Raw genomic sequence first — 21,848 nt, forward strand, 5'->3', positions numbered from 1 at the left:
TCGTCTCGATCGAGGTACTGGCCGCCCCCGAACGCCTCTGTGAGCTCGACCTGACGGTCCTCGACGACTGAACCATCCGGTACGGAGGCGTCATCGCGATCTACTCGCCCCAGGACTCCCGGTTCCCTACGGGCCACCGGCCCAAGTTGTCATCCGAGACGAGCGGGTGGAAACCAGCACTTCCCTCTCAAGATCGAAGATCCCCTGACCGACTTCCGAAACAGGTCCCAGGGGTCTTGCGTTGACTCCACTGTTGTCAAGCCCGTAGACCGAGGCGTGCTCTCGCGGGCCACGGTCTTCCCAAAACAGCACCCGAACCGTTGTTCGACCACATGGCGGCACCTGAGCGCCTCGGCCATTTTCAGGGGTCGGATCGGCGGTCGCAGGGCTGCATTTCCTTGAGGATTTAAGGCTTGCAGTGGCGACATGGGGGTTATTTGGCCGCCTGCACCGCGGGTTAGGTCCATAATCGCCTTAATGTATTTCTTTCTGAAGTCCGGGCGCACAGTAGACGATTATCGCTCTTGACCATGCGAATGAGGGTGACTGGGTGGAGGCTGGGCTGGAGGTCTCGGGCCGGTATCGGTTGGAGCGAACTCTGGGGGGCGGGAGTTTCGGTGAAGTATGGAGAGCCACCGATCTATTACGGGATCAGGTGGTCGCGATCAAGTTCCTGCACCGGGAGATCTCGGTGTCGAATCCGATTGTGTTGTCGAAGTTCCGGCAGGAAGCGAAGATCGCGGTACGGTTGGAACATCCGGGTATCACCCGGGTGGACGACTTCGGCGAGGATCGGGACGGCCGATGGTATCTGGTGATGGAGTTCCTGCACGGCCGTGATCTGGCGGCCGAGCTCGCCGACCACCCTGGTGGGTTGCCGACGCGGCGGGTGTTGTCGCTGGCGGTGCAACTGGCCGACGCGCTTGTGGCCGCGCATGGCATTGGGGTGGTCCATCGCGACCTCAAACCGGCGAACCTGATGCTGCTGCCGGGAGACCGGCTGAAGATCTGCGATTTCGGGATCGCGCAAATGGTCGATGCGTCCACCGCGCAGACCTTTGACGGACCTGTCGGCACCCCAAGCTATATGGCTCCCGAACAATGGCTGGGTCAGGAGACCGATCACCGTACCGACCTATATGCCTTGGGCGGCATCCTGTACACCCTGCTGACCGGTCACCCGCCGTTCAACAGCGACAGGGCCGAAGGGCTGATGGGGCAGCATTTGAATATCAAACCCCCCAGAGTTCGCGCAGATCACCCCGACGTCCCCGCCGCGCTCGACAAGCTCATCGCCAAACTCCTGGCCAAGAAACCCGACCGGCGTCCCACCCACACTCACGACGTCCTCACCCACCTGCACCACATCGAACAGCGCCTCACACCCCCCGCCACCGCACCCCGTCCTCCCGGCGAACCTCCGATCGTCCCCCACCACCGCCCCACCCCGCCCGGCCACCGCCTCGGCCCATCTCGCCGAATCCTCCTCACCACAGCCGCTCTCTCCCTCGCGGCGGCCGCCCCCCTCGCCCTCGTCGCCATCAACCCCGAAACCGACCCCCCGGCACCCACGCGAAGCCCCACCTCCCCCGGCGTCAGTACCGAGTCCGGGCCTCCCGACTACCGCGAACACCACCTCCTCTTCACCCTCGCCGGACACAAGGAGTCGATTCAGACGGTGATGTTCAATCCCGACGGCACCGCCCTCGCCACTGGCAGCGACGACGGGACCGCGAAGCTGTGGAACGCCAGGACCGGAGAGCTCATCACCACCCTCACCGGACACAAGCGTGAGGTCTGGGATGTGGTGTTCAGTCCCGACGGCACCGTCCTCGCCACCAGCAGTCTCGACGGGACCGTGAGGCTGTGGAACGCCAGGACCGGAGAACTCACCACCACCCTCACCGGACACACGGACGGGAGCTTCGGAGCGCTGTTCAGCCCGGACAGCACCACCGTCGTCACCAGCAGCGGTGAGACCGTGAAACTGTGGGACGCCAGGACCGGAGAACTCACCACCACCCTCACCGGACACACGGGGTGGGTCCAGGCGGTGGCGTTCATCCCCGACGGCACCGCCCTCGCCGTCGGCTGCGACGACGGGACCGTGAGACTGTGGGACGCAAGGACCGGAGAACTCACCACCACCCTCACCGGACACACGAACAGCGTCTTCGCGGTGGCCTTCAGCCCCGACGGCACCACCCTCGCCACCGGCAGCGGCGACACGACCGCGAAACTGTGGAACGCCAAGAGCGGGGAACTCATCGCCACCCTCACCGGACACAAGGATTCGGTTCCCTCGGCGGTTTTCAGTTCTGACGGCACCACCCTCGCCACCGGCAGCATCGACGCGACCGCGAAACTGTGGAACGCCAAGACCGGGGAACTCACCACCACCCTCACCGGACACACGCACAGCGTCTACGCGGTGGCGTTCGACCCCGACGGCACCACCCTCGCCACCGGCAGCCTCGACGCGACCGCGAAACTGTGGAACGCCAAGACCGGGGAACTCACCACCACCCTCACCGGACACGAGGCCGCGATCAACGCGGTGGCGTTCGACCCCGACGGCACCACCCTCGCCACCGGCAGCGGCGACGCGACCGCGAAGCTGTGGGGAGAGTGAGAATCAACCGCACCTCTGACAGGCATGGCCGACCGCCCGGGGTGGGAGCGCTGGCAGCTGACGCTGCACGAGGAGCACGACCTGGCGGTCGGGCCGGATGGGCTGCGCAGCACGGTGCGCGGCGCGACCGGCTTCGAGCCGCCCAGCTTCGGTGAGGCCTGGGGGGCCGGGCCAGGTCTTCGGCATCACGCCCCGGGAGCCCTGCTCCACCAACTGGTACGCCGCAAGGGCGAAGGGAGAACCTCGCTGAACGCGAACGTCGCCGCGAGGCTCGACCGCGTGCGAGCGGCGGACAGGCTGTCACGGGCATCTTCGTGCGGGTTCAGCGGCCGCGGAGCAGGCTCTCGGTGTAGGCGGCCAGGCGGGCGGCGGCGTCGGGGTCGAGGGTCTTCAGGGACTTCTCGACCGGCTTGCCCCGGTCGATCGCGCAAAGCGGTTCCGCCGGCGGTCGGTCGATCCACTGGACGATCGGCTGGACCGCGTCGGCCACCGAGCGGGCGAAGAATTTCGCGAGCAGTTTGAGCGATCCCCGGACCACTGGACTCGGGTGGCCGTCGACCCCGCTGCGGGTGAATCCAGGGTGATAGAGAACGTAGCGCGCCTTACTCCCGGCCTGGCCGGCGAACATGACGCCCAGCAGGTCGTTCGCCCGGCCGGCTTGAAGCTGGGCACGCACCTGGCCGTAGCGGCGCGTCAGCTGGGGATCGTCCCAGTGGATCCGGCCCGCGGTGTTTCCGACACCGGCGACGTTGATGATCACTGGGTCGGAGCCGGCGTCGAGTAGCGGGCGCAATCGGTGACTGAGCAGATAGCGGCTCAGGTAGTACAGGGCGAAGGTGGACTCCAAGCCATCCGCGGTCTCCTTGCGCTTCGGGTTCACCCGGTTGGCGAACAGCGCCAGCGCATCGACGGTGTCGTGTTCCTCGCCGATGTGAGCGATCACCCGCTCGACCTCGGCGATCGAGGACAGGTCCGCCCGCAGGAACCGCAGGTTCGGATGCCCGGCCTGGTCGAGCAGAGTACGTCCCTTGGCCTCGCTGCTGCCGATCACGGTGACGTGGTCACCCCTCGAAAGCCGTTCCAGGGCGGTCGCGCGGCCCATACCGTCGGTACCACCACTGATGATCACGGTCTTCGATGGTTGGCTCGGCACGGTGTCCTCCATAGGCTCGACATCAACTGGTCCATCGTGAGTCGTCCCGCCGCAGACTGAAAGAAGGCAGTTTCATGTCCGGTACGAACACCGGTGTTCCCTCGGTACTCGCCCACGAGCTGCCTCGCCCGGTGCCGGCCGACGAGCTCGCCGCGTGCCCGGTCGGTGATGTGTTCCGGCGCATGGGCGACAAGTGGAGCATGCTGCTGGTGGTCCTGCTCGGGAGGCGCCCATACCGGTACAACGAGTTGCACCGTGCCATTGAGGGCATCAGCCAGCGCATGCTGACCCGCACGCTGCGCAGCCTGGAAACCGATGGGCTGGTACGGCGCGAGGTGCACCAGACCGTGCCGCCCAGCGTCGAGTACAGCCTGACCCCACTGGGGCGCACCCTGCTCCAACCGCTGTCGGCACTGGCGGACTGGGCGGTGCTCCACGAGGCGGAGATCAACGAGGTCCGATCCCGCCATGTCGGTACATAGGATCTGTCCGAGCTCACGTACGAGGTCAGAACCGCCGTCGCGGCCAGACTCCTGAACGGCGGCACGACGCCCCGGACCGGCACGGCGCCCCCGCCGGGGCCCGGGGCGTCGTGCCGGTCCGGCCGACGCTCCGACCTGTCCGAACGAGACGACCCAGGTCACCCGGGAGTCCCGGCGCGCCCCGTCAGCCTCGCTTCGGAGGAAGCGTGTGCATGGGCGCCGCGATGCGGTTCCACAGGTTGATCTGCGCCACCTGGGCGACCAGGTACCCGGCCTGCTCAGGCTTGAAGGCGGCGGCCACCGCGTCCCAGACCTCGTCCGACACGCCGTCGGGCCGCTCCGTGGCGGCCTCGGCGTAGGCCAGCGCGGCCCGCTCGGCGTCGGTGTACAGCTCCGACTCCCGCCAGGCGGACAGCTGGTAGATCCGATCCTGCGTCTCACCGAGCCGCAGCGCCTCATGGATGTGCATGTCGATGCAGAAGAGGCAGCCGTTGAGCTGCGAGCCACGGATCTTGACGAGCTCACGGACCACGGCGTCCAGCGGTCCCTTCGAGATCACCTGCTCCGTGTGCAGGAACGCCTTGTAAATCTCGGGCGCCACCTCGGCGATGTTCAAGCGTGACATCGTGCTCCCACCTTTCCCGGTCTCTCTTTCGGTTCTCACCAGGGAGACGAGACGGCACCCGCCGATGTGACGGCCTTTGCCAGAAAAAATCAGCGCGCCGGGCCGACATGCGAAAGCTTGTCCGGATTGACCACCCGCCGGATCTCCAGGATCCGGCCGTCGGCCGCGATGTCGAAGGTATCGACCAGGACGATCCGCCTGTCTCGGTACGCCACCAGCGCGAGCTCCCCACCCACCTCGCGGGGAACGAGCGGGAAGAGCCCCCACCGTCCGGCCACCCGGGACAGCACCATGGCGATCCGCTCACCGCCGGAGATGACCTTGCGCGCGGCGGAGACCTTGCCGCCGCCGTCGGTGACGTACACCGCGTCGGGATGCAGGAGTTCGACCAGCCCCTTCAGGTCGCTCGTCTCGTACGCGGCGCGGAACGCCGCGAGCACCCGCTCGCGCTCCGGGCGACTCGCGCGTGGCTGCCGCCGCGTCGCGGCCACCCGGCGCCGCGCCCGCGAGGCGAGCTGGCGGCCGGCGGCGGGAGTGACGCCGAGTACGGAGGCGATGCGGTCGAAAGGCACCTCGAAGACGTCGTGCAGCACGAACGCGACTCGCTCGGGCGGCGTGAGCCGATCCATGACGAGAAGCATCGCCATGCTCACCGACTCGTCGACGAGCACCGGCTCGGCGGCGTCCGGGCCGGTCAGCAACGGCTCGGGCAGCCACGGACCGACGTACGTCTCACGCCGCACCCGTGCCGACCGGAGGATGTCGTAGGACCTGCGGGCGGCGACCGTCACCAGCCAGGCCCGCAGATCCTCGACCCCGGACAGGTCGGCGCCGGCCGCGCGCAGCCAGACGTCCTGCGCCACGTCCTCGGCGTCGCCGACACTGCCGAGCAGCCGATAAGCCGCCCCGAAAACCGCCGGCCGGTGCTCGGCCCACTCCTCCTCGGTCACACGCGGACGCTACAAGCAGCGTGGCGCGGCACGGACACCGACCCGCGTATCCGTTTCTCCCAGGCCCCGAGACGGTCACCCGAAGTGGTTCACCTGCGGCCTCGTCGGGTGAGCGCGTTGCCGGCCGCGCCTATCGCAAGACCGAGGACGATCATCAAGGCGTAGCTGTAGATCTCGTAGCCTTCGGGAGCGAGGAACCGGAGGAAGCCCATGAAATGGATCCAGCCGAACCACTCGTGCAGCAGGCCGCTCGCGCCACCGGCGACCAGGATGAAGCAGAGCAGACCCGACAGGCCGGCCAGGGGGGATTTCGAGTCGGTGGAGGTCATGGCTCCACGGTAGGCAGATGACGCCCGGCGCGTAATCGGGCTTAGGACGGTCACGCGGCGACCAAAGTCGGCCGTCTGCGGTCGATGGATGTACTTAAGTATCCGGCCGCACGGATTCCTGCTCGCGGGTGAGGTCCGGCGCTCCGGAGGTACCGGTCCTGACCACCTTCCACACCGACGCACACCTGTTGCGGGCGCTGCGCGTAGGCGCGGCCGGGTTCCTCCTCAAGGGCACCCCGCCGTAGGACATCGTCTGGTGGCAGGGGGTGGGGCGCCCGGGTTCCACTGAGCGGAAACCCCGGCCCGCTTTCCACAGAGTGAGAACGGGGCCTCGGGATTTCGGGGGCAGGCTCGCAGAGTGGTGGCCGTGCATCGATTGACCTCTGTACTCGCGTGCTGCGCCGTACTGCTCGCGGCCTGCGGAACCGCGGACGCCGAGCGGCCCACCGGGGACGCCCTCACCGTCGGGCTCGCCGCGCCGGTGAGCTGCCTCGACCCGCACCAGACCCCGCAGACTTCCAACCTTCAGGTGTCGCGCCAGCTCGTGGACTCGCTCACCGACCAGGACCCGCGCACCGGAGAGATCGTGCCGTGGCTCGCGACGTCATGGAAGGTCGACAAGCAGGCCAAGCGGTTCACCTTCACCCTGCGCGACGGTGCGACGTTCAGCGACGGCGTGCCGCTGGACGCCGCCGCGGTCGTCGCCAACCTCGACGACATCTCCAGGCTCGGCGCGCGGTCCCCGCTCGGCTCGGGCTACCTCGCCGGGTACGCGGGAGCCTCCGCGCCCGACGCGAAGACCGTCGAGGTGCGGTTCGGCGCCCCGAGCGCGCAGTTCCTCCAGGCCACCTCGACAGTGACGCTCGGCATGCTCTCCCCGGGCACGCTCGGGAAGACCCCTGAGCAGCGCTGCGCGGGCGCACTCGCCGGCTCCGGGCCGTTCGTTCTCGGCCAGGTCGCGCTCAACGAGGAGGTACGGCTCTCCGCGCGCACCGGATACGCCTGGGCGAGCGAGCTGGCCGCCCACCAGGGCGTCCCGCGCGTACGCGCGCTGACCTTCGCCATCGTCACCGACCCGAGCGTCAGGCACGGCAGCCTCCTCTCCGGGCAGCTGGACGCCGACCTGCAGGTGCTCCAGCAGGACCAGCGGTCCTTCGGCGAGCGGGGTCCCCGGCTGCTCTCCGCCACCCGGCCCGGCATCGTGTTCACGCTGCTGCCCAACGAGTCGCGGCCCGCGCTGCGCGACCCCGCGGTACGGCGTGCCATCGGCTCCGCCCTCGACCGGTCGCGGTTCGCGCCGCTGCTCGCGGCGGGGGAACGCCCGGCGACCGACGTGCTCGCCACCACCACGCCCGGCTACGCCGACCGCTCCGCCGACCTGGCATTCGCGCCCGACGAGGCGGCCCGGCTGCTCGACGAGGCCGGTTGGCGGCGCGGTCCGGACGGCGTGCGCGTCATGGGATCGCAACGGTTGTCGTTCGACCTGGTCTACTCGGCCAACGAACCCTACGGCTCGGTGTACCAGCTCATGGCCCAGCAGCTCGCCGAGGTCGGGATCGAGTTGCGGCCGACACCGCTCGACGACGCCACCAACAGCGCGCGGCAGGGCTCGGGCGACTACGACTTCGTCTCCTGGGCGGTGACCAGGGGCGATCCCGCGGTCCTCGCCAGCGTGTACCCGGTGGAGAGCGCGAACCCGCTGCAGCGCACTCAGCCGGACAAAGTGGACAGCACGATCGCCCGAATCGCCACGGTGCTCGATCCCGCCGAGCGCGCCGGCGCCGTGGAGACCGCGGCGAAGGCGATCCTTTCCGGCGGCCACGGCATCCCGCTCTTCGAGCAGGCGTCGTCGGTGGGGCTCGCGGAGCGGGTGACAGGGGTCCGCCTCGACGCGTCGGGGCGGCCGATCTTCCAGGACGCGGAGGTACGCGCATGACATGGAACGACTTCGCCGGAGGCCGCGCGGTGGATCCCGTGACCTTCGTCGCCGCCGCGAGCACGCTGCTGGAGTCGGCGGTCGCCGCCGCGGGCGGCGGCGAGGCCACCAGGGCCGACTTCATCGCCGGGCTCCAGGCCGGCCTGAGCACGTCCGGCCCTTACGCGACGCTGCGGCTGGACGCCGGACTCGCCGACCAGGGCGTCAGAGGCGAGCTGCGTGAGAACGCCATCGCGGTGTCCGAGGTGGTCCTGGACCTGGTGAGGACCGTGCCCGGCACGGGAGCGCCCGGTCCGTCGGACATCCACAGCAGTTGCGTGGGGTACGCCTGGATTCCACCGGTGGTCGAACGGCTCATCGCCGGTCCCGGCCTGCACGCCGCGCGCAACCTCTACAACGAGTGGCTGTGGCAGCTCGTGCTGCTGCGGGACGCCCTCATCCCGTTCACCGACCCGTCGCGGGTGCGGGTGCTCGCCGACACCGACGGTCTGACCAGGCTCCAGGACGCCCGCGACTGGTTCGCCGTCCAGGTGATGACCCGGCGGATCGCCCACGCGGCGATCGTACGGTTCGCCGCCGAGGCCGTGACGGGCGGGTACGCCGAGGGGGCCTACGGGTTCCAGCACGGGGGCGCGGTGGTCCTGCCGCCGGTGGCCCTCGACGGCGAACTGCTCGGCCCGGCGTACCTGCTGAGCCGGCACGAGGGGACGCTGGTCGCCGAGGACACCGCGTACTTCGTCCAGGGGCTTCAGGACGGGAAGTCCGCGGGCACGCTGTCCGCCCCGGCGCGCGTGATCGGCGACGTCGAGGTGGTCAGCCTGACCGACCGGCTGGTGCCCGGCCCGCCCGGTCCTGGTGCGACCCGTACGCTCAGCCTGGTGGTGGGCTTCGATGGCCACGAGTGGACGGCCGACCTCGGGCGCGCGCTGCGCGGTCACCGCTACGCCGCCCGCCCGGCCGCCTCGGAAGACTCGCCGGCCACGGCCACGGCGATCGACGCCTGGTCGGGATGCGCGGTGCTCCGGCAGGACGGGGAGGTGGCGGTGCCCGAGGGCGGCGTCATCCCGACCGGGGGGCAGCGCGCGCTGACCCTCGCGCTGCTCGGCAGGCTCCGGCCGGGCAACGTGGTGCTCTACACCGGCCAGGAGATCGGCGGGCAGCGGATCCTCCTGGACATCCGGAGCTGAGATGACCCGGTTCGTGGCGCGGCGCCTCACGCAGGCGGCGGCCGTGGTGCTGGCGGCCTACACGCTCACCTTCGCGGCCTTCGACATGCTGCCCGCCGATCCCGTGCGGATCATGATGGGGCCGGAGAACGGGGTGGACGAGGCTCGGGTGGCCGCGCTGCGGGCCGAGTACGGCTTGGACCGCCCGGCGGTCGAGCGCTATCTCGACGGGTTGCTCGACACCTTGCGCGGCGACCTTGGCACGTCGTTCCAGACCGGGCGGGACGTCGGCGCGACGATCGCCGAGGCGGCGCCGCGCACCCTCGCGCTGGCGGGCGGCGCGCTGCTGGTGGCGCTCCCGCTCGGTTTCCTGATCGCCTGGTCGGCCGCGTACACCCGGCACATGTGGCTGCGCCGCCTGCTCGGCGCACTGCCCGGCCTGTCGCTGTCCGTCCCGACCTTCTGGCTCGGGCTGGTGCTGTTGCAGGCGTTCTCGTTCGGGCTGCCGCTGTTCCCCGCCAGGGCCGAGGACGGGCTCGCCGGTCTGGTGCTGCCGACTGTGACGCTGGCGGTGCCGTCGTCGGCTTTCATGGCGCAGGTTCTTCTCGAACGGCTGACCGTGGAGATGCGGCAGCCGTACGTCGACACCGCGCGAGCCAAGGGCGCGTCGCGGGCGCGAGCGGTGACGGCGCACGCGCTGCGCAACGCCGCCATGCCCGCGCTGACGATGATCGCGCTGCTGGCCGGCTGGCTGGTGTCCGGGTCGGTCGTGGTGGAGACGGTCTTCGCGCGCAACGGGCTCGGCCGGCTGATCGAGTCGGCGGTCACGACCCGGGACCTGCCCATGCTGCAGGGCCTGGTCGTGGTGGCCACGGCGGTCGTCACGCTGCTCACGCTCGCGGTGGACATGGCGCATCCGCTGGTGGACCCCCGGCTGCGGGAGCGTGCCGCATGACGTTCGCGAGGCGGCTCGGCGTCGTGCCGTCGGCCCTCGTGCTGCTGGCGGCCATGGCCGCCGCGTTCGCGCCCGCCCTGTTCTCCGCCGCCGACCCGCTGCGCGGTGATCTCACGGAACGGCTGCTGCCCCCGGGAGCCGCGCATCTGTTCGGTACGGACGAGCTGGGCAGGGACGTGTTCGCAAGAGTCGTGCACGGATCCGCCCCCTCGCTGCAGGCCGCCGTCATCGCGGTGGGCATCGCCGTCCTGGCCGGCTCGGCGATCGGGTTGGTGGCGGGAACCGCGCGGGGGCGGTTGGACGACCTGGTCATGCGCGGGGTTGAGGTGCTGCTCGCCGTGCCGTCGTTCCTGCTGATCCTCGTGGTCGTGGCGGTGCTCGGGCCGGGGACGCGCGAGGTGGCCGTCGCGGTCGGCGTGTCGGCCGCGGCGGTGTTCTCCCGGATCATGCGCGCCGAGGTCATCAGGGTCCGCGGGTCCGGGTACGTCGAGGCCGCCGCGGTGTGCGGGACCGGGCGTCCCACCGTGCTGCTGACCCACGTCCTGCCCAACGCCGCGGGGCCGCTCGCCGCGCTGGCGACGCTCGAACTGGGCAACGCCGTCCTCACCGTCGCCGCCGTGAGCTTCCTCGGCTTCGGGGCCCCGCCGCCGGCGCCCGAGTGGGGCTCGCTGATCGCCGCGGGGCGCCCGTTCCTCGCCTCGGCGTGGTGGCTGACGACCGTGCCCGGTCTTGTCATCGTCGCCGTGGTGCTCGCGGTCAACCACCTTGGACACGTGCTGCGCACGCGATCGGAGAGACGATGACACCCCTGCTGGCCGTACGCGGCCTGACCGTCCGCTACGGGCCGTCCGGGCGCGGCCGGCCGGCCGTGGACCGCGCCGATCTGACGGTGAAGGCCGGGCAGATCGTGGCGGTGGTCGGCGAGTCGGGGTCGGGCAAGTCCACGCTCGCGCACGCGCTGGCCGGCCTGCTGCCGGACACGGCCAGAGTGACCGGCGGCGGGGTCACCTTCGGCGGCGAGCGGGTGGACGGCCTGCGGGAGCGGGCATGGCGGCGGCTGCGCGGACGGCGGATCGCGTTCGTGCCCCAGGACCCGGGGACCGCGCTCAACCCGCTGATGACCGTGCGCGCCCAGCTCGCCGAAGCCCTGCGGCTGACCGGGATCCCTCGGCCCGGCGAGGCCGCCTTTGAGGACGCGCTCGACCGCGTGGGCATCCCCGACCCGGCGGCGGTGCTCGACCGCCACCCGCACCAGCTCTCCGGCGGCTTCCGGCAGCGGGTGCTGCTGGGCATGGCGCTCGCCGGACGGCCCGCGCTACTGATCGCCGACGAGCCGACCTCCGCGCTCGACACCACTGTGCAGAAGACCGTGCTCGATCTCGTTCAGCAGGTCGCGGCCAGGGACGGCACCAGCATTCTCCTGATCACCCACGACCTCGGCGTCGCCGCGGACCGCGCGGACCGCGTGGCTGTCATGAGCGAGGGCCGCGTCGTGGAGGAAGGCCCGGCGGAGCGGGTGCTCGGCAGCCCCGAGGCCGCCTACACCCGGCTGCTGCTCGACTCGATCCCCCGGCCGCTGACCGGGCCCGCGCCGACCGTGGGAGACCCGCTGCTCGCGGTCCGCGACCTGCGCAAGGTGTACCCGGGCGGCACGGTCGCGGTCGAGGGCGCCTCGTTCACGCTGGACCGGGCGGGCACGCTCGGGCTGGTCGGCGCGTCCGGGTCGGGCAAGTCGACCATCGCCCGCATGATCACCGGGCTCGTCGAGCCGACGGGCGGGAGCGTACTGCTGGACGGCGCGCCCGTCAGGGCCGGACGGGTGCAGTTCGTCGCGCAGAACCCGTACGCGTCGCTCGACCCGCTGATGAGCGTGGGCCGGATCATCGCGGAACCACTGCGTGCGCTGCGCGCGGGCACCCGGGCGGAGCGCCGGGAACGGGTGCGACGCCTGCTGGAGGATGTCGCCCTGCCCCCCGAGGTCGCTCGGCGGCGGCCATCGGCGCTCTCCGGCGGGCAGCGCCAGCGTGTCGCCATCGCCCGCGCGCTGGCGCCGTCGCCCGACCTGATCGTGCTCGACGAGCCGGTGTCCGCCCTGGACGCGGTGACACAGGCCCAGATCCTCGCGCTGCTGCGCCGGCTCCAGGACAGGCACGGGATGGCCTATCTGCTCATCTCGCACGACCTCGCCGTGGTGGCCGCCGCCGCGGGACGGCTCGCGGTGATGCGGGACGGCAGGATCATCGAGTCCGGCCCGACCGCCGGTGTGCTCGCCGCCCCCGAGGCGCCGTTCACCCGCGAGCTGCTGGCCGCCGTCCCGGGTGGGCCGCCGGTGGGCCGCACCTCGGCGTGATCGGCGTGATCGGCGTGATCGGCATGGTCGTCACCGTCGTGCCGGGGCGTGGTGGATGATGTCCGCCACCTCGGCCGGGGCGCCGGCGAAGACGGCGTGCCCCGCGTCGAGGGTCGCCTGGGCGAACGCGGTCGCGGGGGCCAGCTCGTCGGCGTGCCGGATCATCACGTCCTGGAGCGCGACGGGCAGCGCGCGGTCACGGGTGGTGCGGATGTAGGTCCGGGGCACGGTCCCCCAGCGCTCGGCCGTGGCCCCGGTCGGGGTGGTGAGGAACGCCATCGGCTGATCAGGGGTGAGGGAGGCGGCCATGGCCAGGAAGCCGGGGCGGTCGAGGTCGCTGAAGTAGGCCGCGTGCAGTTCGTCCTGGTAGGCGGGGTCGGTGTTGCGCGGGTCGATCCGCACCGCGCCGATGGCCGCCGGATCGCCCAGGTAGAGCCCGCCGCCGAGCGCGGTCTGCGCCTCCGGCAGGGCCAGGTACGCGCCCGCGGGACCCAGCGAGGTGGGGACGAACGCGGTGACGTACACCAGCCCGGCCACCAGCTCGGGGGCCAGTTCGGCGACCCGGGTGGCCACCGTCCCGCCCATGCTGTGCGCGACCACGACCGGCGGGGCGGCGAACGGGCGCAGCGTGGCCACCACGTCCGCCGCCACGTCGTCGAGGCTCAGGCCCGCGAGCGGGGACACCTCCGTGCGCAGCGCGGCGACGTCCCCGGTGAGATAACTCGCCGGGAAGCGGGCCCGGGTGCCGTGGCCCATCAGGTCGAGCGCCAGGACGCGGTGGCCCCTGGCGGTCAGCGCCCCTGCGAGAGCCACCAGGTGCCCGGCCCCGTGCCAGGCCCCGTGGATCAGCACCACGTCACTCGTGCCGGTCACGCGACTCGACCTCCTGCCACGCCTCCGCCAGCAGCCGCGCCAGCTCGGCGGGGCGCTCCTCGGGCACGTAGTGTCCGCACTCTTCCACCCAGCGCGCCGACACGTCCGCCACGGCCTCCTGTACCGTGTCCAGCCAGCCGAGCCCCACGCCGTGCCGCGCGCCCACCACCAGCGCGGGCATCCGCAGCGGCCCGGCGGCGCACAGCTCCCGGTTGTCGGCGATATCAATCGGCAGCGCCCGATAGTAGGCCATTATGGCGCGCACCGCTCCGGGGGCGGCCAAAGCACGCGCGTAGACGTCCATGGCCGCGTCGTCGATCGCCCCGGTCACGTACAGGCCCACCGTGTCGCGGCGGAACATGAACTCCAGATAGCCGCGCTCGCGACCGGCGAGCAGGAACTCCGGCAGGTCGGGCACCATGTTGAAGCCGAAGTGCCAGGACCCGCCGGTCAGCGGGTTCGCCGCCGCGAGGCTCTCGCCGAGCCCGGGGATGCCCGCCTCGACGAACGTCAGGCTGCGCACCGACTCCGGGTACAGCGCGGCGAGCGGGTAGGCGACCTGGCCGCCGACGTCGTGGCCGACGAGGTGGTAGCGGGTCAGCCCGAGGGCGGCCATGAGCCGGGCCAGAGTGCTCGCCACCGTGCGCTTGTCGTACCCGCCGTCCGGCCGCGAACTGGCCCCGAAGCCGGGCAGGTCGGGGGCCACGACGGTGTACCGGTCGGCGAGTAGCGGCACCACCTCGCGCCACGCGTGGGCGGTCTGCGGCCACCCGTGAAGGAGCAGCACCGCGGGTCCTTGCCCCGCGACCACGCAGTTGATCACGTAGCCCGGGAGCCGGACGCGTATCGGGGACGACCCTCTTGTCATGGCGGCCATGGTGCCGGACCGAGGCCCGCCCGGCGTGGCCGCGTTTCCGCCCAGCGGGAACGCGGCGTTGGGGGCTGGGACCGCGTGTTCCTACGGTCGTACCGCCGGTGTCACCGCTGCTGGGAGGCTAAATGATCGACTCGATGAGAGTGCTGAGTTTTTCGCACTTCGTACAGGGGCCCGCGGCCTCGCAGTACCTGGCCGACCTCGGCGCCGACGTCGTCAAGGTCGAGCCGCCCGGCGGGTCGTGGGAGCGCAGGATCGGCAGCGCGGGGATCCGGGTCGCCGGGCGCAGCGTGACGTTCCTGTCGGTCAACCGGAACAAGCGCTCGATCGCCGTCGACCTCAAGCACCCCGACGCCCGCACCGTGCTCCGCCCGCTCATCGAGCAGGCCGACGTGCTGCTGGAGAACTATCGGGGCGGCGCTCTGGAGAAGCTCGGCCTCGGGTACGAGGCGGTGCGCGCGATCAAGCCGGATATCGTCTACGCCTCGGCCAGCGGCTGGGGCTCTCGCGGCCCGATGGCCGGGCGGCCGGGGGTGGACCTGCTCGTGCAGGCGCGCACCGGGCTGCTGGACGTCACCGGCGACCGCCCCACCGCGGCCGGCACGCCAGTCGTGGACCAGCACGGCGCGGCGCTGCTCGCGATGGGCGTGCTGGCCGCCTACGCGCGCAGACTGACCACCGGCGAGGGCACGCGGGTCGAGTCGAGCCTGCTCGGCGCGGGGCTCGACCTGCAGGCGGAATCGCTCGCGCTGTACTACTCCGGCCGCAGGACCGAGGCGGACGTCCGCCGCCCCGCCGAGCTGGCATGCTGGTCGATCGACGCCCCCTACGGCGTGTACCGGCTGCTGGACGCGTCGATGGTGATCGCGCTGAACGGGTCGGAGGACGGCCTCGGCGACGCGCTCGGCTCCCCCGCGCTGGCCGGCTACGACCAGGGGGCCAGGCGAGCCAAGCGGGAGGAGTACACCGCGGCGGTGGCAGGCGTGCTCGCCGGGATGACCTACGCGGAGGTCGCCTCCCTGCTGGAGCCGCGCGGGTTCTGGTTCGAGCGGGTGGCCACCTACGACGACGTGCGTGACGACCCCCAGGTGGCCGCGGAAGAACTGCTCGCGGAATTCCCGGTGGGCGAGGAGCGGGCGACCGTGCTGCGGCACCCGGTCCGCTACGACGGCGAGTTGCCCGGCCTGCGCACGGCGCCCCCCGAACTCGGCGCGGACACCGTGGAGGTGCTGCGCGCGGCCGGGTTCTCCCCGGACGAGGTGGACGGCTTCCTGTCCGCGGGTGTGGTGTCCGCCCCCGGAGGCGGGGAGTGATCGGGCGCGCGCTGGTCTGCGCCCGGCTCGGCGGGCCCGAGGATCTTGAGCTGGCCGACGTGGCGACGCCCAGCCCGGGGCCGGGCGAGGTGGTGGTCGCGGTCAGCCACGTGGGGCTGAACTTCCACGACACACTGATCATCGCGGGCACACACGTGGTAAGACCTGAGCCGCCGTTCTCCCCCGGCAGCGAGTACGCGGGCACGGTGCTGGCCGTCGGCGAGGGGGTCACGTCCGTACGGATCGGCGACCGCGTGGCGGGCAACGAGGAGTACGGGTGCGCCCGCGACGCCGTACTGGTCAGGGCGGACCGGGTCACCAAAGTGCCCGGTGACGTCACCGACCGGCAGGCCGCGGCGATCCTGGTGGCCTACTCGACCGCCTACCACGCGCTCGTCCAGCGGGCCGGGTTGCGCGCGGGCGAGACGCTCGCCGTGCTCGGCGCCGCGGGCGGGGTCGGCTCCGCCGCCGTGGACGTGGGAGATCTGCTCGGCGCCCGAGTGATCGCGGGCGCCTCCACGCCGGAGCGGGCGGAGTCGGCCCGCCGACACGGCGCGCACGAGACCTTCTCCTACGGCGACGCCGGCGACGCCAAGACCGCGATCAAGGAGCTGACCGGCGGAGCGGGCGCGGACGTGGTGTTCGACCCGGTGGGCGGCGCGGTGGCGGAGGCGGCGGTGCGCGCCGCCGCGTGGGGCGGCCGGTATCTCATGGTCGGGTTCGCCTCCGGCGGCATCCCGCGCGTCGGGCTGAACATCCCACTGGTCAAGGGCTCCTCGGTGGTCGGGGTGTTCTGGGGCGAGTTCGTCCGGCGGGACCGGGCGGCCCAGGAGCGGAACCTGCGCCAGATCTTCGACTGGGCCGCGGCCGGCCGGCTGCGCCACCACGTGCACGACGTGCTCCCGCTCGACCAGGGGCCGCGTGCCCTGCGCGAGCTGGCCGACGGCCGGGTCCGGGGCAAGCTGCTGCTGCGGGCGGGCGGTCCGACGGGATGACGACCGCCGTCCGTCCGGACCGCAGGGCGAGGATGGCGCTGGCGTCGCTGCTCGCGGGCACCCTGCTCGCTCCGCTCAACTCCTCGATGGTCGCGGTGGCGCTCACGCCCATCCAGCGCGACCTCGCCCAGCCGCTGGCCACGACGACGTGGGTCGTCACCGTCTTCTACCTGACCGCGTGCGTCTGCCAGCCGGTGCTCGGCCGGGTGGCGGACCGCGTCGGCCCGCGCAGACTGTTCGCGGCCGGGATGGCGGTGGCGGCGGTCGCCTCCGCGGTGGCGGCCACGGCCACGTCGCTGCCGCTGCTCGTGCTGTGCCGGTGCGTGCAGGCCGCCGGCGTCTCGACCGCGTTCCCGTGCGCGATGGTCGTCATCCGGCGGCACGGCGACGCGACGCGGCTGTCCGCCGTCGCGACGGTCAACACGACCGCGGGGGCGGTCGGCCCGGTGCTCGGCGGGCTGCTGACCTCCTGGGCCGGGTGGCAGGCCATCTTCTGGGTCAACCTGCCGGTCATGCTGGGGGCGCTGGTGCTCGCGTGGCGCGCGATCGGTCCCGAGGAGCGACAGGCCGCACACGGGGGCCTGGTCCGTGCGATCGATCCGGTGGGGGTCGTCCTGTTCACGGTGGCGGTGGTCGGCCTGCTGGATCTGATGCTCGCCCTCCCGAGGGTCTCGGTTCCCGGCCTGGCCGCCATGGTCGTCGCCGGGACCGGGTTCCTGTGGTGGGAACGGCGTGCCGCCGAGCCGTTCGTGGACGTCCGCGCGCTCGGCTCGGCCCGCGGGCTGGTGCCGGTGCTCGGCACGTTCGTGCTGTTCAACCTGGCCTACTACGGCGCGTTCTACGGGCTGCCGCCGTGGTTGCAGACCGCACTCGGGTTCGACGCGGCGCACACCGGGCTGCTGATCATGCCGATCGCGGCCACGAGCGTCGTGGCGACCGTACTCGGCGGTCCCATCATGCGCCGGCTCGGCGTCGGGCGGACCCTGCTGGCCGGCGGCGGGCTGCTGCTGGCCGGGGTCGCCGCGATCACCACGTTCGATACCGCGACGCCCGCATGGGCCATCGTGCTCGACGGCGTGGTGCTCGGCGTGCCGTACGGGCTGTGCAACCTCGGCCTGCAGAGGCTGATGTACGAGCGCGCGCCCGCCGGTATGTCCGGTGTGGTCGGCGGCCTGTTCCAGTCGGCCCGCTACGTCGGCGCGATCCTCGCGGTCGGGCTGGTCGGCGCGTTCGCTCCCGGCGACCCCGCCGTGCCCACCGAACCGCGCGCGCTCGCGGTGGCGATGGCCGTGGTCGCGGCGGCCGTAATCGTCATACTCGCTCATGACCTGCGACGCCCGGAAAGGTACCATCGGTGAACCGGATGGATGAGTTTTCGACAGCCGAAACCACGATTATCCCCATGACCGCGCTGCGAGACGCCCGCAAGACCGGCCGGACGGTGTCCAGCCGGGTCTTCGCCCTGCTCGACGCGTTCTCCCAGGAACGGCCCGCCCTCCGCCTCGTGGAGCTGACCGCCGTCACCGGGCTGCCGGTCTCGACCGTGCACCGCATCGCAGCCGAACTGGTCGAGCTGGGGGCGTTGAAGAAGGGGCGCGACGGGACCTACCGGATCGGGCTGCGCATGTGGGAGCTGGGCTCGCTGTGCCCGCAGCCGCGCACGCTGCGGGACGTGTCGCTGCCGTTCATCCATGACCTCTACGAGGCCACGGCGGAGAACGTCCACCTGGCGGTGCTCGACGGCGACGAGGTCCTCTACGTCGAGCGCGTGTGGGGACCCCGCTCGGTCGGCGTGGCCAGCCGCGTCGGCGGGCGCCAACCGCTGCACGTCACGGGGGTCGGCAAGGTGCTGCTGGCCTACGCGCCGCACGAGCTGCGACAGGCCGTGCTCGCGGCCGGGCTGAAGCGCTACACGCCGCACACGATCGTCATGCCCGGCCTGCTGATGCGGGCGCTGCAGGAAATCCGCGAGACCGGCATCGCCCGGTGCGCCGAGGAGCTGGCACTGGGCACGGCCTCCGTGGCGGCCCCCATCCACGGGCCCGACGGCCGGGTCGTGGCCGCGCTCTCCGTCGTCTCGCACACCGTCACCCACGCGCGGTCGCTGGCAGCGGTGGAGCCCGCGCTACGGCTGGCGGCGAAGTCGATCTCCCGCGAGCTGGCCAAGGGCTACACGGGCGGGCCGGAGGTCGGCGGCCCGCCCGGCACCGTCACGCCGATCCGGTCAGCAGCGCGGTAGCCGTCCCCGCCCGGACGGTCGCCGCGTCCCTGGGCGCGAGCCTGAGCGCCGCGACCGTGCCGAGCGGGTCGGTGTCGGCGAGTTCGAAGGGGTAGTCCGTGCCGACGAGCACGTGGTCCACGCCGAAGTCCTCGACGAGCCGCCGCAGCAGCGGGGGGAGAAGGTGGCGGTGTCGTAGTAGAGGCGGCGCAGATAGTCGCTCGGCGGGCGCGGCGTGGTGCGGGCGACCGGCTTGCGCGACCAGCCGAGGTCCAGCCTGCCGAGCAGGGACGGTAGGCACCCGCCACCGTGCGCGAGGCACAGCCGCAGGTCGTGCCGCTCCAGGACACCGCCGAGCACGAGCCGCGAGACGGCGAGCGCGGTCTCCATCGGATAGCCCGCCAGCTGGGGCAGCCAGTAGTCAGCGAGCCGCGGGCCGCCGGGGACGCTGTTGGGGTGCAGGAAGACGAACGCCCGGCGCTCCGCGAGGAACTCCCACAGCGGCTCGTGCACGGGATCGTCCAGCTCCCTGCCGAGGCCACGGGTGCCGATGGCGATGCCCGCGCACCCCAGCTCGTCCAGGCAGCGGCGGGCCTCGTCCGGCGCGGCAGGTGTGCCGAGCGGTACGTACCCGAGCGGGTCGAGCACCCCGCGATGCCCGGCGAGGAGGTCGGCGAGCGCGTCGTTGCCGCGGCGGACCACAGCCAGGACGTCCCGCTCTTCGGCGGCGTCGGCGCACGTCACGAACGGCGGCACCGACACGAGCTGGCGGGTGACACCCGTGCGACGCAGGTCTTCCAGCCGCACGGCGACGTCGTACTGGGCGGCCGGCAGCGGTATCGGCGCGCCCTTCGGTATCCCGGACACCCGCGGGTCGATCCTGACCACGCCGGCGGCGAGGTCGGACAGATCGGCCAGGCCGCGGCCGGACAGCCAGGTCAGCAAGGGCGTCGGCAGCGCATGGCTGTGCACGTCGATCACCGGACCGGGCATCGGCGTGATGTCGCTCATCCGGCCACCTCGGCGAGCCGGGCGCGGTCGAGCCGGCCCATGACGTCGCGGAGCAGCCGCTCGGCCGGGACGACGGCGTCGATCGTGACGGGGGCGTCGCGCAGCGCGTCGCGCACGGCCTTCTCCACCGTTTCCCTCGGCAGCGTGTCCAGCGGCGCGACGCCCTCGACGAGAACGGCGACGCTCGCGGGGCCGGTCGGGACGACCGCCACCGGATGCCCGGTGTGCCGCGACACGACGGCCTCCAGGTCGCTCGGGCACACGTAGGCGTCTCCGATCCGCAGCACGTCCTGGACGCGGTTCACATAGTGCAGGCAGCCGTCGGCGTCACGCCGGCAGACGTCTCCGGTGCGCAGCCACCCGTCCTCGACCGGCGTGCCCGCGGGGAAGGCGTAGGCGTGCGCGGTGGTCGGGCCACGCACCCACAGCTCCCCCGCCTGCCCCGCCGGTAGGTCACGGCCGCCGGGACCGCATACACGGACCTCGGTCCCGGGAAACGGCACGCCGAGCGAGGAGCGGAATCGCGGGTCCAGGTGGTCGGCCGGCCGGGTCCACGCGATCGTCTTGGGCACCTCGACCTGGCCGAACACCCCGCACAGCACCTCGCCGAACAGCGCGTGCGCACGGTCGATCTCCTCACCGGTGAACGAGGCCCCGCTGTAGACCACCAGTGCCAGGGACGACCAGTCGTACCCGGCGGCACCCGGGTGGGCCAGCAGGGCGCGAAGCGCGGGCGGCATCGCCATCAGCACGGTCGGGCGGTGCGCCGCAGCGGCCTCCAGCAGCGCGTCGGGGCCGGGACGCTCCGGAATGACGAACGTCCCGCCCAGCATCAGCGTCGGCAGCACCATGTTGCCGAAGCCGCCGGACACCGACTCCGGGCACAGCACGCGCGGCCGTTCCGGCCACGGAAGAGTGTCGCGCAGCGCGGTCGCCACCGCGCCCAGCGCGCCGCCGGACAGCTCGACGCCCTTGACCGGCCCGGTGGTGCCGGAGGTGAACGCCAGCCGTACCACCGCGCTCGCGGGCACGACCGCACGTACGGCCGGCTCCCGCACGGCGGTCAGGTCACGATCGGTCAGCACGCGAACCTCCGGACGGGCCCGCAGCCACGCGTCCAGATCCGGGTCGCCCGGCTCGGCGAGCACGGCGTCCGGCGCGACGAGGTCAAGCCGCTCGGCCAGCGCCGCGCCGCGCAGGGCCCCCGGCGGCAGGGCAGCGGAGCGGTGACCCGCCACGTAGCAGGCCGCGTTCACCAGCCACTGCAGCGGGTCGTTGGGCCGGATCTGCAGCACCGTGTCGCCCGGCCGCAGGCCGGCCCCGGCCAGCGCGTCCGCCACGCCCAGCACCAGCCGCTCCGCCTCGCGGTAGGTCACCTCGGCGCTTCCGTGCCGGAACGCGACGTGGCCGGATCGCGCGCGCAACGCGTCGAGCACCAGCCCGCCGATCGCCGTCACAGCCGCTCATCCGGCATGACCGTGCCGCAGGACTTGCAGGTCCTCGCGGCGACGTCGCCGTAGAACCGCTGGTAGGCGCCCGCCACCGGGTCGGTGCGGTAGTCGCTCACGTGGACGGTCTCCTCGTGCAGGAACTCATCGCAGGCGGGACAGAACCAGCGGAAACGGTCCAGCTCGCCCGGCCGCCGCAGCCGTTCGATGACCAGTACGAACGCGTCCGGCGCGAACCTGGGCGAGTGAGCGATGCCGGTCGGCGTGAAAATGGTCCCGCCCTCGGGGATCACCGCGATGTCCGAGCCGCCCTCCGGCCTGCGGTAGTGCAGGTCCATGGAGCCCCGCACCATGAACATCACCTCGTCGCTCGGGTTGAGGTGGAACTCGCTTCGGTATTCGCGGCCACGGGCGAGGAAGGCGAGCGACTCGCTCTCCTGCCACAACACCTTGACCCGCCGACCGCTCTCCTGCAGTTCACCGGCCGCCTTCCGCAACTCGACGATGGGCATCTGGCTGGGGTGCATTGCTACCTCCT

Annotated in this window: 20 protein-coding genes and 1 pseudogene; 12 read left to right on the forward strand and 9 right to left on the reverse strand. The window is 72.1% G+C overall.

What is annotated here, in order from left to right:
• Positions 1 to 550 precede the first annotated feature (550 nt).
• The gene (locus ACFQVD_RS30015) at positions 551 to 2,632 is read left to right on the forward strand and encodes a WD40 repeat domain-containing serine/threonine protein kinase (protein WP_343961474.1); all 2,082 of its coding nucleotides are present in this window, start codon (positions 551 to 553) and stop codon (positions 2,630 to 2,632) included.
• Positions 2,633 to 2,954: 322 nt separating this feature from the next.
• Here ACFQVD_RS30015 and ACFQVD_RS30020 read toward each other — a convergent pair whose 3' ends face one another.
• Positions 2,955 to 3,785: an SDR family NAD(P)-dependent oxidoreductase gene (locus tag ACFQVD_RS30020; RefSeq protein ID WP_343961472.1), complete on the reverse strand. Its 831-nt coding sequence runs from the start codon at positions 3,783 to 3,785 to the stop codon at positions 2,955 to 2,957.
• A gap of 74 nt (positions 3,786 to 3,859) precedes the next feature.
• Here ACFQVD_RS30020 and ACFQVD_RS30025 point away from each other — a divergent pair, with 74 nt between their 5' ends.
• Complete coding sequence (locus tag ACFQVD_RS30025; protein WP_343961470.1) at positions 3,860 to 4,267, forward strand: winged helix-turn-helix transcriptional regulator; 408 nt, start codon at positions 3,860 to 3,862, stop codon at positions 4,265 to 4,267.
• Positions 4,268 to 4,451: 184 nt separating this feature from the next.
• On the opposite strand, the gene ACFQVD_RS30030 is transcribed toward ACFQVD_RS30025, so the two are convergent.
• The 3 genes from ACFQVD_RS30030 to ACFQVD_RS30040 all read right to left on the reverse strand — a co-directional run bounded on the left by ACFQVD_RS30030 (position 4,452) and on the right by ACFQVD_RS30040 (position 6,171).
• Positions 4,452 to 4,892 (reverse strand): carboxymuconolactone decarboxylase family protein, encoded by a 441-nt coding sequence (locus ACFQVD_RS30030; protein ID WP_343961468.1) that lies wholly within the window; start codon positions 4,890 to 4,892, stop codon positions 4,452 to 4,454.
• An 89-nt stretch (positions 4,893 to 4,981) separates the two neighbouring features.
• Positions 4,982 to 5,842, reverse strand: a complete 861-nt coding sequence (gene sigJ / locus ACFQVD_RS30035) for an RNA polymerase sigma factor SigJ (protein ID WP_364153715.1) — start codon at positions 5,840 to 5,842, stop codon at positions 4,982 to 4,984.
• 89 nt (positions 5,843 to 5,931) lie between these two features.
• Positions 5,932 to 6,171, reverse strand: a complete 240-nt coding sequence (locus tag ACFQVD_RS30040) for a hypothetical protein (protein ID WP_343961463.1) — start codon at positions 6,169 to 6,171, stop codon at positions 5,932 to 5,934.
• A 125-nt stretch (positions 6,172 to 6,296) separates the two neighbouring features.
• On the opposite strand from ACFQVD_RS30040, the pseudogene ACFQVD_RS30045 reads away from it, so the two are divergent.
• From ACFQVD_RS30045 to ACFQVD_RS30070, 6 genes and pseudogenes are all read left to right on the forward strand, one after another.
• Positions 6,297 to 6,413 (forward strand): annotated as a pseudogene (locus ACFQVD_RS30045) (DNA-binding response regulator); the annotation flags it as partial.
• A 125-nt stretch (positions 6,414 to 6,538) separates the two neighbouring features.
• The gene (locus ACFQVD_RS30050) at positions 6,539 to 8,107 is read left to right on the forward strand and encodes an ABC transporter substrate-binding protein (protein ID WP_343961461.1); all 1,569 of its coding nucleotides are present in this window, start codon (positions 6,539 to 6,541) and stop codon (positions 8,105 to 8,107) included.
• On the forward strand, positions 8,104 to 9,294 hold the full coding sequence (locus tag ACFQVD_RS30055) for a hypothetical protein (RefSeq protein ID WP_343961459.1): 1,191 nt from the start codon (positions 8,104 to 8,106) through the stop codon (positions 9,292 to 9,294). The genes ACFQVD_RS30050 and ACFQVD_RS30055 overlap by 4 nt, the downstream gene beginning before the upstream one ends.
• Before the next feature lies 1 nt (position 9,295).
• Positions 9,296 to 10,228: an ABC transporter permease gene (locus ACFQVD_RS30060; RefSeq protein ID WP_343961456.1), complete on the forward strand. Its 933-nt coding sequence runs from the start codon at positions 9,296 to 9,298 to the stop codon at positions 10,226 to 10,228.
• Positions 10,225 to 11,031 (forward strand): ABC transporter permease, encoded by an 807-nt coding sequence (locus tag ACFQVD_RS30065; protein ID WP_343961454.1) that lies wholly within the window; start codon positions 10,225 to 10,227, stop codon positions 11,029 to 11,031. The genes ACFQVD_RS30060 and ACFQVD_RS30065 overlap by 4 nt, the downstream gene beginning before the upstream one ends.
• A complete protein-coding gene (locus ACFQVD_RS30070; RefSeq protein WP_343961452.1) occupies positions 11,028 to 12,578 on the forward strand; it encodes an ABC transporter ATP-binding protein in 1,551 nt (516 codons plus the stop codon). Before ACFQVD_RS30065 ends, ACFQVD_RS30070 begins: the two co-directional genes overlap by 4 nt.
• Positions 12,579 to 12,608: 30 nt before the next feature.
• Here the strand turns inward: ACFQVD_RS30070 and ACFQVD_RS30075 are convergent, their stop codons facing one another.
• Together ACFQVD_RS30075 and ACFQVD_RS30080 are read right to left on the reverse strand one after the other, a co-directional pair.
• Positions 12,609 to 13,451: an alpha/beta hydrolase gene (locus ACFQVD_RS30075; RefSeq protein ID WP_343961449.1), complete on the reverse strand. Its 843-nt coding sequence runs from the start codon at positions 13,449 to 13,451 to the stop codon at positions 12,609 to 12,611.
• Positions 13,435 to 14,319, reverse strand: coding sequence for an alpha/beta fold hydrolase (locus ACFQVD_RS30080; protein WP_343961447.1), 885 nt, complete (start codon positions 14,317 to 14,319; stop codon positions 13,435 to 13,437). Before ACFQVD_RS30080 ends, ACFQVD_RS30075 begins: the two co-directional genes overlap by 17 nt.
• Positions 14,320 to 14,462: 143 nt before the next feature.
• Here ACFQVD_RS30080 and ACFQVD_RS30085 point away from each other — a divergent pair, with 143 nt between their 5' ends.
• Genes ACFQVD_RS30085 through ACFQVD_RS30100 form a run of 4 tightly spaced genes read left to right on the forward strand, consistent with a single transcriptional unit; the run spans position 14,463 to position 18,872 of the window.
• Positions 14,463 to 15,638, forward strand: a complete 1,176-nt coding sequence (locus ACFQVD_RS30085) for a CaiB/BaiF CoA transferase family protein (protein WP_343961445.1) — start codon at positions 14,463 to 14,465, stop codon at positions 15,636 to 15,638.
• Positions 15,635 to 16,633, forward strand: a complete 999-nt coding sequence (locus tag ACFQVD_RS30090; RefSeq protein WP_343961443.1) for an NADPH:quinone oxidoreductase family protein — start codon at positions 15,635 to 15,637, stop codon at positions 16,631 to 16,633. The genes ACFQVD_RS30085 and ACFQVD_RS30090 overlap by 4 nt, the downstream gene beginning before the upstream one ends.
• Positions 16,630 to 17,991 (forward strand): MFS transporter, encoded by a 1,362-nt coding sequence (locus tag ACFQVD_RS30095; RefSeq protein ID WP_343961440.1) that lies wholly within the window; start codon positions 16,630 to 16,632, stop codon positions 17,989 to 17,991. Before ACFQVD_RS30090 ends, ACFQVD_RS30095 begins: the two co-directional genes overlap by 4 nt.
• A gap of 44 nt (positions 17,992 to 18,035) precedes the next feature.
• The gene (locus tag ACFQVD_RS30100) at positions 18,036 to 18,872 is read left to right on the forward strand and encodes an IclR family transcriptional regulator (protein WP_343961438.1); all 837 of its coding nucleotides are present in this window, start codon (positions 18,036 to 18,038) and stop codon (positions 18,870 to 18,872) included.
• Here the strand turns inward: ACFQVD_RS30100 and ACFQVD_RS30105 are convergent.
• Genes ACFQVD_RS30105 through ACFQVD_RS30115 form a run of 3 tightly spaced genes read right to left on the reverse strand, consistent with a single transcriptional unit; the run spans position 18,858 to position 21,837 of the window.
• Positions 18,858 to 19,862 (reverse strand): amidohydrolase family protein, encoded by a 1,005-nt coding sequence (locus ACFQVD_RS30105; protein ID WP_386368712.1) that lies wholly within the window; start codon positions 19,860 to 19,862, stop codon positions 18,858 to 18,860. The two genes, ACFQVD_RS30100 and ACFQVD_RS30105, sit on opposite strands and share 15 nt — an antisense overlap.
• Complete coding sequence (locus ACFQVD_RS30110) at positions 19,859 to 21,319, reverse strand: class I adenylate-forming enzyme family protein (RefSeq protein WP_343961433.1); 1,461 nt, start codon at positions 21,317 to 21,319, stop codon at positions 19,859 to 19,861. The genes ACFQVD_RS30105 and ACFQVD_RS30110 overlap by 4 nt, the downstream gene beginning before the upstream one ends.
• A complete protein-coding gene (locus tag ACFQVD_RS30115; RefSeq protein ID WP_343961430.1) occupies positions 21,316 to 21,837 on the reverse strand; it encodes a 3-hydroxyanthranilate 3,4-dioxygenase in 522 nt (173 codons plus the stop codon). The genes ACFQVD_RS30110 and ACFQVD_RS30115 overlap by 4 nt, the downstream gene beginning before the upstream one ends.
• Positions 21,838 to 21,848: the final 11 nt, after the last annotated feature.

The sequence above is a fragment of the Streptosporangium amethystogenes subsp. fukuiense genome, from assembly GCF_042665875.1.
Lineage (GTDB): Bacteria > Actinomycetota > Actinomycetes > Streptosporangiales > Streptosporangiaceae > Streptosporangium > Streptosporangium fukuiense.

Excerpts from the sequence above, each read along its gene's own strand:
- ACFQVD_RS30025 (WP_343961470.1), top strand. The coding sequence starts at position 3,860 with ATGTCCGGTACGAACACCGGTGTTCCCTCGGTACTCGCCCACGAGCTG.
- ACFQVD_RS30030 (WP_343961468.1), bottom strand. The coding sequence starts at position 4,892 with ATGTCACGCTTGAACATCGCCGAGGTGGCGCCCGAGATTTACAAGGCG.
- ACFQVD_RS30040 (WP_343961463.1), bottom strand. The coding sequence starts at position 6,171 with ATGACCTCCACCGACTCGAAATCCCCCCTGGCCGGCCTGTCGGGTCTG.
- ACFQVD_RS30055 (WP_343961459.1), top strand. The coding sequence starts at position 8,104 with ATGACATGGAACGACTTCGCCGGAGGCCGCGCGGTGGATCCCGTGACC.
- ACFQVD_RS30060 (WP_343961456.1), top strand. The coding sequence starts at position 9,296 with ATGACCCGGTTCGTGGCGCGGCGCCTCACGCAGGCGGCGGCCGTGGTG.
- ACFQVD_RS30065 (WP_343961454.1), top strand. The coding sequence starts at position 10,225 with ATGACGTTCGCGAGGCGGCTCGGCGTCGTGCCGTCGGCCCTCGTGCTG.
- ACFQVD_RS30070 (WP_343961452.1), top strand. The coding sequence starts at position 11,028 with ATGACACCCCTGCTGGCCGTACGCGGCCTGACCGTCCGCTACGGGCCG.
- ACFQVD_RS30080 (WP_343961447.1), bottom strand. The coding sequence starts at position 14,319 with ATGACAAGAGGGTCGTCCCCGATACGCGTCCGGCTCCCGGGCTACGTG.
- ACFQVD_RS30085 (WP_343961445.1), top strand. The coding sequence starts at position 14,463 with ATGAGAGTGCTGAGTTTTTCGCACTTCGTACAGGGGCCCGCGGCCTCG.
- ACFQVD_RS30095 (WP_343961440.1), top strand. The coding sequence starts at position 16,630 with ATGACGACCGCCGTCCGTCCGGACCGCAGGGCGAGGATGGCGCTGGCG.
- ACFQVD_RS30100 (WP_343961438.1), top strand. The coding sequence starts at position 18,036 with ATGACCGCGCTGCGAGACGCCCGCAAGACCGGCCGGACGGTGTCCAGC.
- ACFQVD_RS30105 (WP_386368712.1), bottom strand. The coding sequence starts at position 19,862 with ATGAGCGACATCACGCCGATGCCCGGTCCGGTGATCGACGTGCACAGC.
- ACFQVD_RS30115 (WP_343961430.1), bottom strand. The coding sequence starts at position 21,837 with ATGCACCCCAGCCAGATGCCCATCGTCGAGTTGCGGAAGGCGGCCGGT.